The sequence below is a fragment of the Roseibium sp. MMSF_3412 genome (assembly GCF_030733265.1).
Lineage (GTDB): Bacteria > Pseudomonadota > Alphaproteobacteria > Rhizobiales > Stappiaceae > Roseibium.
The window spans coordinates 1-15,640 of the sequence record NZ_JASHJI010000002.1 but is presented as its reverse complement, the minus strand read 5'-3'; the positions used below and the strand labels follow the sequence as shown (position 1 = coordinate 15,640).

Annotated in this window: 16 protein-coding genes; 3 read left to right on the top strand and 13 right to left on the bottom strand. The window is 58.8% G+C overall.

Features of this window, described 5'->3' with window-relative positions:
• Positions 1-12: 12 nt before the first annotated feature.
• The 7 genes from RBB49_RS03920 to RBB49_RS03890 form a co-directional block, all read right to left on the bottom strand.
• Positions 13-663: a glutathione S-transferase family protein gene (locus RBB49_RS03920; protein ID WP_306141381.1), complete on the bottom strand. Its 651-nt coding sequence runs from the start codon at positions 661-663 to the stop codon at positions 13-15.
• 62 nt (positions 664-725) lie between these two features.
• Positions 726-1,376, bottom strand: coding sequence for a ribonuclease T (locus tag RBB49_RS03915; RefSeq protein ID WP_306141380.1), 651 nt, complete (start codon positions 1,374-1,376; stop codon positions 726-728).
• 13 nt (positions 1,377-1,389) lie between these two features.
• Positions 1,390-1,836, bottom strand: a complete 447-nt coding sequence (locus tag RBB49_RS03910) for a cytoplasmic protein (protein ID WP_306141379.1) — start codon at positions 1,834-1,836, stop codon at positions 1,390-1,392.
• A gap of 96 nt (positions 1,837-1,932) precedes the next feature.
• A complete protein-coding gene (locus RBB49_RS03905) occupies positions 1,933-2,781 on the bottom strand; it encodes a 23S rRNA (adenine(2030)-N(6))-methyltransferase RlmJ (RefSeq protein ID WP_306141378.1) in 849 nt (282 codons plus the stop codon).
• Positions 2,782-2,806: 25 nt separating this feature from the next.
• A complete protein-coding gene (locus RBB49_RS03900) occupies positions 2,807-3,316 on the bottom strand; it encodes a GNAT family N-acetyltransferase (RefSeq protein WP_306141377.1) in 510 nt (169 codons plus the stop codon).
• A 134-nt stretch (positions 3,317-3,450) separates the two neighbouring features.
• A complete protein-coding gene (locus RBB49_RS03895; RefSeq protein WP_306141376.1) occupies positions 3,451-4,317 on the bottom strand; it encodes a cold-shock protein in 867 nt (288 codons plus the stop codon).
• Between the two features lie 213 nt (positions 4,318-4,530).
• On the bottom strand, positions 4,531-5,628 hold the full coding sequence (locus RBB49_RS03890; RefSeq protein WP_306141375.1) for a DUF1176 domain-containing protein: 1,098 nt from the start codon (positions 5,626-5,628) through the stop codon (positions 4,531-4,533).
• Positions 5,629-5,795: 167 nt separating this feature from the next.
• Here RBB49_RS03890 and RBB49_RS03885 point away from each other — a divergent pair, with 167 nt between their 5' ends.
• Positions 5,796-6,470 carry an MBL fold metallo-hydrolase gene (locus tag RBB49_RS03885; RefSeq protein WP_306141374.1) on the top strand — a complete coding sequence of 225 codons (675 nt, stop codon included), beginning with the start codon at positions 5,796-5,798 and terminating at the stop codon, positions 6,468-6,470.
• Between the two features lie 57 nt (positions 6,471-6,527).
• On the opposite strand, the gene RBB49_RS03880 is transcribed toward RBB49_RS03885, so the two are convergent.
• The 4 genes from RBB49_RS03880 to RBB49_RS03865 all read right to left on the bottom strand — a co-directional run bounded on the left by RBB49_RS03880 (position 6,528) and on the right by RBB49_RS03865 (position 10,117).
• Positions 6,528-7,430 (bottom strand): DUF1402 family protein, encoded by a 903-nt coding sequence (locus RBB49_RS03880; RefSeq protein ID WP_306141373.1) that lies wholly within the window; start codon positions 7,428-7,430, stop codon positions 6,528-6,530.
• A gap of 342 nt (positions 7,431-7,772) precedes the next feature.
• Positions 7,773-8,123, bottom strand: a complete 351-nt coding sequence (locus RBB49_RS03875) for a DUF6665 family protein (RefSeq protein ID WP_306141372.1) — start codon at positions 8,121-8,123, stop codon at positions 7,773-7,775.
• Between the two features lie 58 nt (positions 8,124-8,181).
• Positions 8,182-9,522 carry an MFS transporter gene (locus RBB49_RS03870; RefSeq protein WP_306141371.1) on the bottom strand — a complete coding sequence of 447 codons (1,341 nt, stop codon included), beginning with the start codon at positions 9,520-9,522 and terminating at the stop codon, positions 8,182-8,184.
• 31 nt (positions 9,523-9,553) lie between these two features.
• Positions 9,554-10,117: a chalcone isomerase family protein gene (locus RBB49_RS03865; RefSeq protein ID WP_306141370.1), complete on the bottom strand. Its 564-nt coding sequence runs from the start codon at positions 10,115-10,117 to the stop codon at positions 9,554-9,556.
• Positions 10,118-10,550: 433 nt separating this feature from the next.
• On the opposite strand from RBB49_RS03865, the gene clpS reads away from it, so the two are divergent.
• Entirely contained in the window at positions 10,551-10,853 is a 303-nt protein-coding gene (gene clpS / locus RBB49_RS03860) for an ATP-dependent Clp protease adapter ClpS (protein ID WP_306141369.1), read from the top strand.
• A gap of 37 nt (positions 10,854-10,890) precedes the next feature.
• Here clpS and RBB49_RS03855 read toward each other — a convergent pair whose 3' ends face one another.
• Positions 10,891-13,062 carry a cation:dicarboxylate symporter family transporter gene (locus RBB49_RS03855; protein ID WP_306141368.1) on the bottom strand — a complete coding sequence of 724 codons (2,172 nt, stop codon included), beginning with the start codon at positions 13,060-13,062 and terminating at the stop codon, positions 10,891-10,893.
• A 170-nt stretch (positions 13,063-13,232) separates the two neighbouring features.
• Positions 13,233-14,723, bottom strand: a complete 1,491-nt coding sequence (locus RBB49_RS03850; RefSeq protein WP_306141367.1) for a hypothetical protein — start codon at positions 14,721-14,723, stop codon at positions 13,233-13,235.
• Between the two features lie 536 nt (positions 14,724-15,259).
• Between RBB49_RS03850 and RBB49_RS03845 the strand changes: the two genes are divergently transcribed.
• Entirely contained in the window at positions 15,260-15,547 is a 288-nt protein-coding gene (locus tag RBB49_RS03845; protein ID WP_306141366.1) for a GIY-YIG nuclease family protein, read from the top strand.
• Positions 15,548-15,640 lie beyond the last annotated feature (93 nt).

Below are 15,640 nucleotides of genomic sequence, written 5' to 3'. Positions count from 1 at the left end.
GTTTGCGCCTGTCTAGCGAAGCTCGACGGCGGCGTTGTCCGGAACCGGCGCTGCCGGCTGACGGGTGCCGGCAAAGGCAGGGACGGCGGCTTCAAAGGCCTTCAACCAGGCAACAAGTTTGGGATGGCTCTCGCGCCAGCCATCGCCAAAGCGCATGTCAAGGTAACCGAGCGCGCAGGCCAGCGTCAGGGTGGCTGCGTCCACGTCAGCGGCTGTTGCCGGTGCCGGGGGAGTGTTCTGTTCGAAATGGGCAAGACCGCGTTCCACCTTCGAGCCCTGGTAGGCATCCCAGGCCGGATCCCGGTAGTTGGGCTGCTTGAAGCGCTTTTCGTAAACACGCAGCAGCGCGGCATCCATGACGCCGTCAGCAAGCGCCTGGTCGCGCAGAACCGCAAAACGGGCTTCTCCGAGCGGAAACAGTTTTCCGCCTCCCGCCAGAAAGTCCAGATATTCCAGAATGACCGCGCTGTCGTAAAGGACATCGCCATTTTCAAGAACGAGGGCAGGGATTTTTCCAAGCGGATTTTGCCCCCGAAGACTGTCGTCCGGGTCCGCGGTGTTGGCATCAACGACCTCGATCCGGTCCTTGAGGCCAAGCATTGCCATGGCCACTTTCACCTTGCGCCCGAATGGCGAGGGCGGCGACGAACGAAGTTTCATCATGATCGTGTCTCCTGGAAATGAGCAAATGGGTCCGCTCGGGAGGTGGTTTCCTGTGACCGCTGTCAACGGCCTGGTGGCGGAACCGAAAGGCTGTCGGTGCGGCAGCCACGCCGGTCGACATTGGGGCAGGATCTGAACTCAAGGTCTTTGGTCAGACAGATCCGTATCTCGTCGAATTCCCCGCGGGAACAGGTAACTGCCATCGCACTTTCGTCAAGGCCCGGGTTTGCCAGACGAAAGGCTTTCTCCACGGTCTTCGGGGAGGTCTTGCCGCGCCTTTGCAGCTTGGCGAACGCACCGGGTACCGAGATCTTCTCAAAGGCGCGCCGCGTCAGGTCGAAATATTCCTCCGGTTCCAGACCCGAACAGGTTCCGTGCTTGCGCCATTGATGAAAGACAAGCCCGTGACTGGGCATAATGTCCTCCATTTCGACCGCAATGCGTCTGTCGATCCTCTTGGGACCCCGGCACGATTGAGGGTAGCCGCGCTCATATTGCGGCCACAGACCGTGCACCACGAAGCGAAAAGGGTCTCGAACGTCGCATTGATGCGGGTTCGCATCCGCGCCTTCCTGTTTGCAGTAGGTCGGCGACCAGGAGAGGGACAGTACATAGAAATCAAAGTTACCGGGCTCATCCGCGGCAACTGCCGCAGACAAGAGAACGGACACCAGAAGTGCGGTCAGACCGCACGCACGGCACAGAAGGGCCATGGCAGGGGCAGACTTACTGAGGTTTTGTGGTTCTGCAGTGAGATCCGTAAACGCGCCACTTGTCGAGTTCGGACAGGCAGGCCTCAACGTTCCAGCTCACGCCCACGAAACCGGCATGTTCCTCGATCAGGTAATGCAGATGCTGGTTGGAACCATCCGACATGCTGGCGGTGCCGGTGCAGTGACGGCGGGCAAGCGGGCTGACTTCGTTCACCTTGAAGGCGATTTCGGTAATACCGTCGATACCGACGATCCGTCTGCCTTCGTAATAGTCAGCGTAGGCCCGGGCGACAGATCTGCGGACCGCTTTCTGTACCGAGTTGGCAGTGCATTCCGGCAAACGGTTCTTGCCGCTCAAGGAGAGATAGGCGCGATTTTCCTCAGCCACGGAAGGAGAGGCGAGAAAAGCGCAGACGGCGAGAGTGGAGAGGATCAATCGGGCGAAACGGGCGATGTGCACGGCATGGTCTCCGAGAGGCAAATAATGTGACAGACGATGGGGGAGGGAAGCCTCAAGGTCAAGGACTTGCTGCATCAAAAGAGCCAGAATATGCAGTTATTCGCCAATCAGTTGGGTTACTTCCCAGCCTGACCCGGGTCCCTGGCGCAAAACGTCGCCAAACCAGGGCAGAAGTGTTCGCATCTCGTCAGCAAGCGTGAAGGGTGGATTGATGAGCGTCATGCCGGACCCGAGCATTCGGGTATCGGGTCCGCTCTTGCCGACCTTCAGTTCAAGCGAGAGCAGATCCCGGACGCCCGCGGCGGCAAATGCATCATGCATCGCCTTGATCGCACGCGCGTCTTTCAGGGGGTACCAGAGCGCATAGGTTCCGCCCGCCCATTTCTTCCAGGCCTTGAGCACCGAAACGGTCATACGCTCAAACTCGTCGGTAACCTCGAAAGCAGGGTCGATCAGCACAAAGCCTCTCTTCTCCTTTGGCGGCAGGAAGCTGCCCATTGCCAGCCATCCGTCCAGATGAATGGTCTTGACCTGGAAATCACCGGCGAAGCGTTCCGACAGGGTCCTGAAGTCATCCGGGTGAAGTTCGGTCAGCGTCAGCCTGTCGGACCTGCGCATCAGCCGGCGCGCAAGCACAGGAGAACCGGGGTAGGTTTCCAGCGCGTTGCCGGGGTTCATGTCTCGCACGGCTCCCAGCCAGGGTTGCAGCAGCGCAGCGACCCTGTCCGGCATGTCCGCCTCCAGCACGCGGGCAATGCCCTGCTGCCATTCGCCTGTTTTCAGGGTTTCTTCCGAAGTCAGATCGTATTGACCGATACCCGCATGCGTATCCAGCATTCGAAACGGCTTTTCCTTGCGCTGGAAATAGACGATCAGGCGTGCAAGCACCGTGTGTTTGAGCACGTCGCCGATGTTGCCGGCGTGATAGGCGTGTCTGTAATTCATGTCGCTTTGTCAAACCTGATAGGTATCACCGCGCGGGTTCCGGATCGCGCCGCATGTAAATCACGGATGTTGCGCCGTTGTCCGCGCGTCCGATTTCCTCAAATCCCAACCGGGAGTGAAATCGCAACGAACCCGGGTTTGGCGGACGTTCGTTGACCTCACACGTGAAACACCTGCCCGTTCCGGCCATGCGGTTAAACAGTTCCGAATAGAGCGCGTCTCCGATCTTCTGACCGCGCTGGGTATCGTCCACGAAAATGCGGTCGGTATAGGCGAAGTGCTCGAACCTGTCGCTGAGCCAGCGGTAATTCGGACTGGCATAGTCGGCACCTTCGCCAAAGCAGAGGAGCATGCCGACGGGTGTGTCATCGAGGAGCGCGACAAGGCACTCAAGGGACTGGTTCACGAGATCGAGCATGTCCTCCGCGCTCAACTCGTTGACGGCCGGAACCGCCGCGCTGTTCAGCGAAAGCAGGAGGCTGAGATCGCCAGGCTGAAATGACCGGATCTTTGCCGGCGAGAGTGATTGTGTCATTGCAAACGCACCTTGACGGGTGGCGATCCGCTGCAGGTGCGGCTCGATGCTTGCTGCAAAAAGAGATGGGCGGAAAAAAGAACGAGCGCAGACAAGCTGCGCTCGGTCATGTCGGTCAAGCCTTCAAGGCGGACTTACTCGTCTTCGGGCGTTCCTGCCTCAGGCGCAGCGTCTTCGGCTTCTCCGGCCTCTGCGCCTTCTTCGATCACCTGCAGGTTCACCGCTTTCGGGCCCTTGCCGCGGCGATCCGGTTCGGTTTCGAACGAAATGCGCTGACCGCTGTCAAGCGTAGCAAGGCCGGAGCGTTCCACGGCTGAAATATGCACGAACACATCGGCTTCACCCTCATCGGGTGTGATGAAGCCAAATCCCTTGTCCGTCTTGAAAAACTTCACGGTTCCGCTTTGACGCGGGCCGCGTTCCACGGGTGGCCCGTCACGCCGGGGCGGGCGTCCCTGACGGAAGCCGTCACCGTCACCGCCGTCACGGCCGCCATAACCACCGCGGCCACCGCCGCCGCCGCCATAGCCGCCATCGCGTCCGCCACCGCCGTAGCCGCCGCGGCCACCGCCACCGTAGCCACCGCCGTCGCGTCCGCCACCGCCATAGCCGCCGTCGCGCCCGCCGCCATAGCCGCCGTCGCGTCCGCCACCACCGTAACCGCCGCGGCCGCCACCGCCGCCGCCATATCCACCGTCGCGGCCACCGCCGCCGTCGCCGTATCCGCCACGACCACCGCCGCCGTATCCGCCATCACGACCGCCGCCGCCGTATCCGCCATCACGACCGCCGCCGTAGCCGCCGTCCCTGTTGTTGTCGCGGCCGTAGCCGCCACCAAAATCATTGTCGCGTCCGCCACGGTAGCCGCCATCCCGGCCACCGCCATAATCACCGCCGTAGTCGCCGCCGCCAAAATCGCTGCCGAAGTCTTGCGGACCGCCAAACTCGCGCTTGCCGCCGCGTCGACCACGCGACCGCCGGTCCGAATCGCCATCGTGCATTACTGAATCACCTTAATTTCCGTGCCCCTCCGGCACATGCCAGCCTATCTCACCCGCCTTCTCAGTCGAGTCACTCCACCGGACGCACTTGGTGCGTCTTTCCAACATTCTGGGATCGGGCTGAAACAAGTTTGCCGCATCCCTCACCAGCCGCTGCGGCACTATCATAAGGGCGTGAGGCATGAAATCGCAAGAAATTCCTTGGTCGGCGGCCTAATCGAGCGCGTTTTTTAAAGGCCAGGTGCTTGACCAGTTGGACAAGTCAGGTTCCGTACCGTCACATGTCTTTCGCGTTGCTTCTTCCATTAGAACAAGACCCGTGCCGTTCCAGAACCACCTGTTCCAGAGACCGCATTCTCCAACGCCTGATCCCTTGAAATAGCTGACGAGCTGCTGATCAGCCGGAATCCACCTTGCATTGTAGATCAGGTCCGAGGCGATCGGACCTTTTTCCGACATGCGGGCAACGTGTATTTGACGGGCCGCTCCATCCTTGCCCGAGAGAACCGCGACATAAGGGCTGTTATAGGGCGTCGGCGCACCGCAGGGGATGATATACAGGGACGCATTTTCTGCCAGCGGCACACGAACCGCATTAAGGCTTGCGAAAATCGCCGGATCGATCGCAGAGCAGAGCCGGTTTGCCGACCAGATCGCGGCGACCTCGGGTGGAAGCTGATCGGCGCTCAGGATCGGCAGTGCATGTGGTGCGTCCTTGGCAGGGTTGGTGCCCGGCGAAACGATCGCGGCCTCCGTTCCCGTGCGGTCCTGCCTGTTGTCGAGCCACAGCAGGCTCGATTTCAGGCCCTGAAGCGGCACCGGCACGGATATCGGGTCCGCGTCTTCACCTGCCGGCATGCGCACGGTCAGAACCTTTCCCTTCTGCATCGCGTCCAGGAGAGTTGCCGAGGCAGGGCCCGCCGGATACCAGAAGCCATCGCCGCCCAGCGGACGGAAACCGGTTGGAGGCGTAATCGATGACTGCATCTCACGCAGTTGCTCGATGGGCAGTTCTTCAATCGTCGATCCGTCGACATCAAAGAGCAGCGTGCCTTCCTGCGGCAGCTCCGTGTTTGTTGTCAGGCGGACGAGCGGCTGGGCCTCCGCCTGCCAGTCCCGGACGATCCTGACATCCACCCAGACGGACTGGCTGCGCGTGAATGTTGATGCAAAGCAGGCTCCGGTATTGCCGCAATCGACCGTCCAGCCCTCGAAGCTGGGCGCAGTCCGACCGGGCTGCGCCGAGCTTGCGGTTGCACTCAGAAAGCCGATCGCCGCAATCGTCAGGAAAGTTTGCAATCTAAACGTCATTCTATCCGGTTACCCGATTTTGATTGCCATTTTCTCATGGGCTTTTACATCTTGTACGAAATGCAGGCCGCAAGGTGAAGCCGATAAGCTACATTAAGTCGACGCGGGTTCCGATTGTCCCGCGTTTGTTAGCGTGTCGGGGAAGGTTGTTTCAAAAGGAGACAGGTGTGTCGGAAGAAACCAGCAACAGCGAAACGGATGACATGCCGCCGATCCAGGTCATGGTCGTGCCGGTAACGCCGTTTCAGCAGAACTGTTCCATCATCTGGGACCCGCAGACAATGCGCGGAACCGTCGTCGATCCAGGCGGCGATGTCGAACATGTTCAGGAAGCGATCCGCAAGCACGACGTGAAGGTCGAGAAGATTGTGCTTACGCACGGTCATATCGATCACATTGGTGGTGCCGCGGACCTGGCGGCTGCACTCGACGTTCCCGTCGAAGGCCCGCATGAGGCCGACAAACCGCTTATTGAACGCGTTGCGGATCAGGCCGCCCAGTTCGGCGTGCCTGAAGCAAAACCCGTTTCACCGGACCGGTGGATGGAAGACGGCGACGAGGTCGAGATCGCCGGCCGCACGTTCGAAGTGCTGCATTGCCCGGGCCATTCTCCGGGGCATCTCGTTTTCTTCGACAAGGAATTGCGGTTTGCGATTTCGGGCGATGTCCTGTTTGCAGGATCCATCGGCAGGACGGATCTGCCACTTGCCGATCATGCGACACTCATAAAGTCTATCCACGAACGCTTGCTGCCGCTCGGCGACGATGTTTCGTTTCTGCCCGGACACGGTCAGGCGTCGACACTCGGGCAGGAACGGCAGACAAACCCGTTTTTGACCTGACGTGGATCGGCCAGGGACAGGTCTTGTCGGCTCAAGTTTTGAGGAAGACGTCGCGGCTCAAAGAAGCGCGCGCAGGTCATCGATCCGGTCGTTGACCAGCCAGCCGTAGTAGTTCTCGCGCGGCCAGGACCGCCCGGTGCGGCGGAACTTGGCGGCGCGGCTCCAGGGATCGCCGAGATTGTAAAGGGTTGCCGTCAGGCCCGGGTTGTTGGAAATGTCCACCTTGCCGACGGATTTGTAGGCTGCGATCGAGTCCTGGATGATCGCGGCCATGTAGTGCAACGAGATGTTCGGGTCCATCGTCGCCTTGTAGACCGCATCGGAATTGGACGCCTTGAGCTTGCGGAAATTGCTCTGACGCGACACGCGGTCGGTCATTTTCAAGACGGTGAGCGGGCTGAGCTGGCCGAGCCCGAAACTCTGACCCGCATAAAGAGGCTGGAAAAAAGCCTCGTTGAAATTCTTCTTCGGATAGCGGACGCCTTCAACCCGTTTGCCGCGGAACTTGCTGTTCCAGACATTTTCGTAACAGGACCAGCGCCGGTCGCTGCTTTTTTGAATATGTTCCTTGCGGCACCGCTCGAACTGAGGCCGCTCGACAAAGGTGTCGACATGTTCCCCGTTGAGCTCGAAGTCGAAATTGATGCCGGCATAGGCCAGCGCTTTCACGTAATAGGACTGGGCACTGTCGAGCGTGTCGTAATTGTAGGTGTGCTCTCCCACGATCGCGCCGATGATATGGATGGGATCAATGTTGTATTTGCGCGAAACACGCTTGATCGATCCCATGAGCCGCCTGTCACGTTTCAGGACCGCCAGCACTTTGTTGAACTTGGCATCGTAGCTGGATTTCGCCGAAGAGGTACGCCGCGCGGATGCATACGGGATCTTCGGCTGGTTCTTGTATCTGTTGCCTTCCGGCACAGTGCGAACGGACTGGGCGTGGGCCGACTGTGTCAAACCTATTGTCGGCAAAGCCGGGCTCAGCAACAGCGCCAAAGCGAGAATGCAGGTCAATAAATTCGGAAAAACGCTCAAGGGGCCAATCTTTCTGCACATATTAATCGCTCTGCGCTTGGCATTTTTGTCTAATCGGGTGCCGGGCGAAATTCTGGGTACCGGTCAACCTGCATTATCTACATAGTTCAAACTATGCGCCGGTAAATAACATACATATCGATAACCACCCGTAAAAAACATTGCTATGGCACAGATGCAACATCTTCCTGTCGTTACGGCATTTCAATCAACAAAGAAGTGATCACCGTCACACGCAAACTTTCCCGGTACAGCAGGTGATTTTCACCGGTTAACACGGTCCTTGATAATACTTGCAGGGCCCATGCAAAGACGCACGGACCTGGGGACGCGCAGATGATCATTGAATTCCCGGTGCTGCCGCAATCCGCAAAGTTCCCGCTGTATCGTCACGTGCCAGAGTGCCTCGCCGGCCTCGGCCAGACGGTCGCGTTTCAGATCATCCGTGGCTGCCGGGTCGGCTTCCGCGTCGCGCAGATGCTCCAGAGCCTTCTCAAGCTTCTTGATCAAACGCGACAGCGTGGACGCCTTTTCGCTGAAGATTTCCTGCTCCAGCGCGGCAGCCAGCGGATCCTTGTCCGCGGGGTTTGTGAATTGAGGCGGTCGAACTGACATGGCCGGTCCCAAAAGACGTCTGCATTGTGACGGAGTTTCGCGCCAGGCGCGCTGCGGATCAGGTTGAACGCCGGGCCTTCAGATCGGTCTCGAAGAGCAGCAACCCACCAAGGGCAGCCAGTTTCAGGACGCAGGGCAACCCGGCATAGGTAACGCTTAGCACGAAATTGAGCTGGGGTGTCATTGCAATGTTCGGATGGTATCCGAACAGGCCAAGCAACGGCAGTGCAAGCCCCGTGGCCACCGCGAGCGCCGATTTGGACAGAAACGCCATCACGGAAAAGAGGCGCGAGGCCTGCTGCTGCTTTGCATCTGCCTCGATGTGGTCGGCAAGAATGGCAGGGGGCAAGGCGAGATCAGCGCCAAGTGCAAGACCCGACAGCGCGCATACGATTGCATATGCAACAAGATCGCCGTCCTGCAGGAGTGCCGCCCAACAGAACGTGAAAATCGCGGCAGCAAGGGAAAACTGCCACGCGCGCAGCTTGCCGAACTTGCGCGCTGCTGCGGTCCAGATGGGCATCGACAACGCGCCGGACAGAAAATAGGTCAACAAAAAGAGCCCGGTATAGGCTTCCGCGCCAAGTCGGTCGCGAATGAAAAAAAGCACGAGCACCGCTGGAATGGCGCTTGCGAACGTGTTCAGGAAAACCAGGCCGAAGAAAATCGCTCGCCAGCGATTTTTCATGAGAGAGATCCAGCTTGCCTGTCTGCCGTGTTCCTGGGGAAGATCGAGCGCGGTAGCGTGCATCCAGCGCACCAGAAGCCAGAGCGCTATGCACAGGAGCGGCAGGTAGGCGAAAGACAGCCAGTGGAACGCCTGGGACGGCCCGACGATCTGTGTGAGCACCGGCGGCGTGACGGCGGCGACCAGCAGGCCCACGAGACCGATCGCCTCCCGGCTCGCCGTGACCCTGGTCCTTTGCGCGGACGTTGTGTGCCAAAGGCCGCCAAGCGCCTGAAAATTGATCGAAACGACCGAAAAACCGGTTGTGCAGATAAACACCGACGCAGCGAACCAGAGCACGGGATAGGCCGCTGCCGGATGAAACAGCATCCAGAAACCAACCCCGAGCATCACCGCGCCAAGTGCAAGGATGAAGGTTCGTGCGCTATGAAACCTGTCACTCAGGTCGCCGATGATCGGATCCTGGATGGCGTCTACAAGCCTGAGGGCGAGCAGAACGGACCCGAGTGTTGCCAATGGCAGTTGCATCGTCACGGCGTAAAAGTCCGGGGCGTGCAGGTAGATCGGCAATCCGACGAAGGCCAGTGGAAACGCCATGGTGCCATAGGCAACGAGGCTTTTCACACTCAGTGGCGATAAGGTCTGATCCGCAGCGTTTCGATGACTGTTTTCAAGCCGGACCGAAGGCGCGTGTCTCTCGTCAACGGACACTGCAAGCTGTTCCTGTTTCTATCTTGCGGCCTTACGAACCAGCCCCGACCAGTCGTGCCCGCAGCCGTGGATTGCGGGTCTTGTTGCCAAGCCAGATTGAGAAGAACTTCTTTGTGAAAGCAGGATCGCTGATCGTGCCGAGCTTGCGCCCGCCGAGATAGAACACTGTGCTGCCTTTCGCGGTTCTGACACCGGTGATCGCTTGCCCGGCGGAGACGTTCGGGAAGATGGCACTCATCTGCTTTTCCCAGGACGCCAGTTGCGCCGCGGACGCACCGCCCTGCCGCTTCATCTCCTTGACAGAGCTTTCAGTGATCGCCGAGCCCTTGAAATTTCTCAGGTATTTCAGTTTGAGCGCGAACGGGCCGGATGCGCTGTAAACACCGTTTGGCGCATAAAGCTCCGCGTCAAAGACCTTGAAACCGAGATAGGTCATGCGTCCCTTGCCGACGAGTTCCGCCGACGGAACGGTTCGTGCTGCCGGGCCGATATCCGCCGCAGCCGGTGCCGTTGCCATGCCGGCAAAGGCGAAAAAGAGACAGACAAGGGAAAGAATGGGCCAGTTCAAGCCTGCCGACATGATACGCGAAGTCACGGGACAATCCTCCGGGTGGTTTCAGCACTTACCTCGGATTGCATACGCAGCCGGCAGGAAGACGGATTTCCGTTTCTTTCCGTAAAGTCGTCTTCAGAGGCTCATCGGCTGGACGCGTGATGGAATTCCGGGCCTGGCAACCGGAATTCCGGGCTGTCCATGTTTCCTTTGATGGTGCGATGCATTATAATACGCTCATTAGGTTGCTGACCGATCCGATTGCGCTTGTCCGCACCGGCGTTTCGTTGGCGATCGAACCTGCCGGGAATAGCCCGGCTCAGCTTCTATGATATCGGCGCATGGTTTCCCTGTTTCGGGACGCAGGCGCGCATTCTGATTTCAGATGGTTGGCTGAAAAGTCCGGGCATTTGAAGCTCAGCCAATATGGTGAAGCTCCCGCCATCTGGAGGGGGCACAAGTTTGGGCCAGTGTTATGAGCGATTCCGACCTGAAACCGAAATTGAAGCAGAAGACCAAGGTCCAGAAACCGAAACTCTACAAGGTCATTCTCCTCAATGACGACTTCACACCGCGCGAGTTCGTGGTGCTGATCCTGAAGGCGGAGTTCCGTCTCGACATGTCCCAGGCCGAGGTCGTCATGATGACGGCGCATCAGAAGGGGGCCTGCGTCGTGTCCGTCTATCCCAAGGACGTCGCCGAGACAAAGGCAACGCGGGCCATCGATGCGGCGAGCCAGCTTGGCTATCCGCTGCAATTCACCGTCGAACCAGAGTGAGATTGCGACAGGTGCAACAGCCTTCGATGCGAAAAAGCTAGTCGGTCGTCACCGTGTTCACCGGGCTGATCCAGCGGCGATGCATGTCCTGAATAACCCCTGCCTTGCGTGACAGGTCCATCCAATAGTCAAAATAGGCTGCCAGACCCGGCGAAGACGGCGGCATCAGGTAGGCGAACAGGAAACGGCTGGCGGTGTTTTCCGGGACAACGGCCGAGTAGCCGTCGAGCGATATTGCCAGCGCGCGGGCTTGTTCACGCGTCCAGAGCGCCGCATCAACGTCCTGAACATCGCTGAGCTTGCTGTAGTCCGGCAAGACGCGGAGCTTTGCGGACGGAAATGTCCGTTTGGCGAGCGGGATCAGTACCGGATCGTCGAATACGGCAATCGTCAGATCCTTGTTCTGCGAAATGACCGACTTCGACTTGAACTCGTCGACACGATCGCTTTTGACAATGAGCGCGAGCGGGCTCTCGAAGTAAGGCTCGCTGACTGTGAGCGTGTTCAGTCGTTCGTCGGTTATGTAAAGTCCGCCGACGGCGATATCGAATTTCTGCTGCTTGAGATCGTCGGCGAGGCTCTGCCAGTCATAGGGCACGAATTCCAGGCGCACATTCATGCTCTGCGCGAAACGGTACATCAGTTCGACATCGTAGCCGACGAGCCTGCCGTCATTGTTCCGGTAGGCGAAAGGCATGACATTGGGGTTGATGCCAACACGCAGGACGCTTGTTGTCTCGATCCGGTCGATGGTGTTGCGCGCGGACAGCTCACTTGTTTGCGGCGCCGTTGTTTTCTGCGGGGCGTCGGTATCCGCTGCCGGTTCAACGCTCGCTAGCCGGTTCGCATCGCTGAGCTGCTGTACGTAGTCCGGAAGGCCTGCCGCCCGGTAGCTGACTTCGGAATGCAAAGGAGCGTGCGTGCCGCCATAACTGCCGATCGCCCAGATCCCTGAAAACGCGGCCGCAGAGACAGCCAGGGTCACGACCAGTGCCCGCGGGTTGAAACGCACCTTGCCATGAAAGAGGAACGTTATGGCGGTCGCCACAAAGGCAAAAGCGGACACGGACGTGATGACCTGGCCATAACGCGTGATGGCCATCGTTTCCACGTAGAGGTCCGTTGTTCCTTGCGGCAGGCCCAGCCAGTCGGCCATGAAGGTGACGGCACCAATGGAAGAGGTGGGGGAGCCGATGCTGGAAATCAGGGTGACGAAGGGCAACTCCAGCAGCTGCTGCTTCTCGATTGGCAGGTAATAGTAGTAGGCGGCGTAGACAAGGAAGACCAGAATGAAGAAGTTTCCGATCTGGGCCAGGGGATAGCTGACGGAAAGGGTCGTTTCGATGATTTCCTTCTGCTGCTGTTCTTCGCCTTCGTTCTCGTTCAGTTTCCGCGCGAGTTTCTGCGTGGCCTGCTGTATCAGCGGCAGGGAGGCGACAGACAGGGAGGTCACCACGGCCACCATGAAGGCTTCACGCAGACCGGTCAGGATTTCGCGGTAGGTGAGCGGCAGGAACACCGTCAGCAGCATCGGCAGCACCCAAAGCGCAATTACCAGCGAGCTCAGCATGACGACGGCGATATAGATCGACAGGGCGGCAAAGCCGGTCAGGCTGACAGAGCTGATGGATTCTGCAAACAGCGCGCAGACGCCCACGGGTGCCAGGTAGACAATCCAGCCCCAGATACGCACGCATGCGTTCCGGATGATCGTCAGCATGTCGAGCAGCGGCGTCGGCTTGACACTATGCTGGATCGCGATACCGAAGATCACGCCCATGAGGACGACCGAGGGGATGTAGTTCTGGCTGAGCGCTTCAAAGAAATTGTCCGGTATCAGCAATTCGACGAGCGAAACCGCGGAACCCTTCTCGTCGGGCAGGCTTGCCGAAAAATCGACGACGGTTGCCGTGCCGACAAGCGGGACCGTCGAAGCAGCGACAATCAGACATGCGAAAGTGACGCCCCACAAGAGCAGATAGACAGGCCAGCTCTTGCGAAAGAGCATCAGCGCGGTCGCCGGGGACAATCGGCCAAGCCCAAGAAGCAGAGAGGAGATCAGATAAGGGAGGACAACCACCTCCATCAGACGAATGTAAGCATCGCCGAACGGCTGCAGGAATGCTGTCAATGCCGGGCTCACCGAACCGATGGTGATCCCGAGCGCACCGCCGATCAGCACAAGGAGGGGCAGCAACTTGCTATTCACAAAGAGCGCTCCTCACCCGGAATGATGTGAATGCATTTCGCACAGGTACCAGCACATGCGCTCCTGTCGGATGCGCATGTGCTGGTGTTTCCTGTTCGTGATCTTGCCGGAAAATCAACCGCTTGGGAAGCAGGCAGGCCGTGCCGGGCGGGGGGCTGCCTGCGGGTCGATCAATCGCGCAGTTTGACGATCTTGTCGTCGCCGCCGGGGTTGTCATCGTCGGGACCGTCTGTCTCCGGCACCACGGTTTCGTCGACGTCGATTGCGACCGTCCCGGCGTCCCCTTCAAACGGTTCGGTGATGCCCAGATCGGCGGCCGGATCGTATGTTTCCGTCAGGCCGAGCTCCTCGGCCGGGCCCTTGCCTTCCATGGCCATCTGGTAATTGGCAATCACGGACTTCAGCTGAACGATCTGCTCGTTGGCGGTGTCGACCTGGATCTTGTAGCGCTGCAGGCGCTTGTTCTCATCCACGAGGTCTTCCAGATTGTCGGCAAATTTCTGGTTCTGGTTGCGCTGGTGGTTCAGGTCTGTGAGCGCGGAATTGTAGCGCAGATTGACTTCCCGCAGCTTGGCCGATGTCGCCATCAGTTCGTTGCGGTCCTTCTCGTGGTTCGTCTGCGCGCTGTCCAGCAGGTGTTCGACTTCCTGCATCCGCTTGAGGATATCGCGGCCGCGCTCTTTAAGGGCCGAGTTCTCGCGGGCCATTTCCTGAAGCGATTGCGCCCCGATGCGGCGCTGCGACGAGAGGTTCTCGATCTCTGCGTTCAGCGCGTAGATCTCATTGTCGTGCTTGCGCTGTTCTTCCTCGAGGCGCGACTTGGCATAGACAAGTTCCTGGTTGGCGACATCAAGATGCGACTTCAGGTCGATGTTGTCATTGCGGAATTCAATCAATTCGCGCTTGGCCGCTTCCAGATCGCTTGTCGCCTGGTTGTTCTTGCGGATCTCGTCTTCCAGGAGCTTGGCGCTTTCGGCAAGGTTCTGCTGGAGTTCCTTTTCGCGGTGCTTCACCGCTTCAAGGTCTTCCTTCAGGCTGTCGGCATGGCGCTCCAGCGTTTCATGCTTGGCAAGCAGGTCGTTGTACTTGCCGCTGAGGTCGGCAATCTGGGTGTTCGCCTCCACCAGCTTGGCGCTCTGCAGGCGATATTCCTCGTTGACCTTCTTGTTGTTGTCGCGGATCGACACGATGTCGTTGCGTGCCGTTTCAAGCGCCGTTCGGGTTTCGGTGGCGCGCTTGCGGAGGGAATGGACCTCTGCCTGGGCGTCTTCAAGCTGAGTCGTCAGCGAGCGCACCTTGTGTTCGGCATCCAGCAGATCGGTCGAAATCTTCGCATTTTCCGATTTCAGCCGGACCTCGGTTTCCACGCTGTGGCGCGAGGTCTCGATATATTCCGCCATCATGCGGATGCTGGTCTGGCTCTCGGAGGCGAAGGCCGCCATCTGGTCGAACATCTGGTTGAGCCCGCCGACGCGCGACTTCAGACCGTCCAGATGGTTCATCTTTTCCTGCATCTTGAGCGCGAAAGGAGACAGTTTCTCCACGTTGCCGGTCTGATCGGGCGCGTCCGATGTCTCGTTTGTGACTTTTGCCTCGTTCTGGCTCTCGGCCCGCTGCTCCTGACCGCTGCCCGGGCGCGGGGACTTCGAGAAAATGCCCATTCCTGTCTCCTGAATTTCCCACCGGTGCCGCTCCGGTGGAATTTACGCACTCTTTACTCTTTCTTAACTCATGTGTCGTGGGCGTTTCAACGACTCAGACGGTTTGACAAACAGAATATATCTGCAAGCGGAACCCCAAAAAGTGAAATGTCCCCGGCAAGCGGCGGGGTTTAAACCTATGGTTAAAAAATCACCACTGCCCGGTTGTGTTTTTCAGTTTGAGGCACTGGAAGAATTGCTGATGCGCGTGACGAGGGAGGATCAGCCACTATGCACCTTACATGCCCCATGCTGGCGTGTGTCTCGCCGCGAGATAGTGGCGTGTAACTTCGCTTTCGCTCAGGCTGATGTCTGGATTCCGGATCTGGCCATGCAGCTTCGCTGCAGACCGTCCGGAATGACGGAAAAAGGAAGCAAGCACCGTCATTCCAGACAAGTGCAGCCGTGCTGCACGCTGATCTGGAATCCAGATGTATTCCTGCCGCAGGCAGTCGAAGTCACTTGAAGAATTCATTTTTACACGCAAAAGTAGCGCAATGACCGCATACGTCTATATGCTTGCCTCCGGTCGAAACGGCACGCTTTATCTCGGCGTGACCACCGATCTCAGCCGCAGGCTTTACGAGCATCAGAAGGGCCTGCTGGATGGGTTCTCGAAGCGCTATGGTGTCACGCGGTTGGTCTATGTTGAAGAGCATGAACGGGTGGATGACGCGATCGGTCGCGAAAAGCAGCTCAAGGGGTGGCGTCGAGCCTGGAAGATCGCGTTGATCGAGGAGAGTAATCCGGAGTGGCATGACCTAAGCGAAGGTGGACTTTTCTAAAACGATCAGGATTGGTCTTCGCTTTCGCTCAGGCTGATGTCTGGATTCCGGATCTGGCCATGCAGCTTCGCTGCAGACCGTCCGGAATGACGG

Coding starts and splice junctions, on each gene's coding strand:
- RBB49_RS03920 (WP_306141381.1), bottom strand. CDS start 663: ATGATGAAACTTCGTTCGTCGCCGCCCTCGCCATTCGGGCGCAAGGTG.
- RBB49_RS03915 (WP_306141380.1), bottom strand. CDS start 1,376: ATGGCCCTTCTGTGCCGTGCGTGCGGTCTGACCGCACTTCTGGTGTCC.
- RBB49_RS03905 (WP_306141378.1), bottom strand. CDS start 2,781: ATGAATTACAGACACGCCTATCACGCCGGCAACATCGGCGACGTGCTC.
- RBB49_RS03900 (WP_306141377.1), bottom strand. CDS start 3,316: ATGACACAATCACTCTCGCCGGCAAAGATCCGGTCATTTCAGCCTGGC.
- RBB49_RS03895 (WP_306141376.1), bottom strand. CDS start 4,317: ATGCACGATGGCGATTCGGACCGGCGGTCGCGTGGTCGACGCGGCGGC.
- RBB49_RS03890 (WP_306141375.1), bottom strand. CDS start 5,628: ATGACGTTTAGATTGCAAACTTTCCTGACGATTGCGGCGATCGGCTTT.
- RBB49_RS03875 (WP_306141372.1), bottom strand. CDS start 8,123: ATGTCAGTTCGACCGCCTCAATTCACAAACCCCGCGGACAAGGATCCG.
- clpS (WP_306141369.1), top strand. CDS start 10,551: ATGAGCGATTCCGACCTGAAACCGAAATTGAAGCAGAAGACCAAGGTC.
- RBB49_RS03850 (WP_306141367.1), bottom strand. CDS start 14,723: ATGGGCATTTTCTCGAAGTCCCCGCGCCCGGGCAGCGGTCAGGAGCAG.
- RBB49_RS03845 (WP_306141366.1), top strand. CDS start 15,260: ATGACCGCATACGTCTATATGCTTGCCTCCGGTCGAAACGGCACGCTT.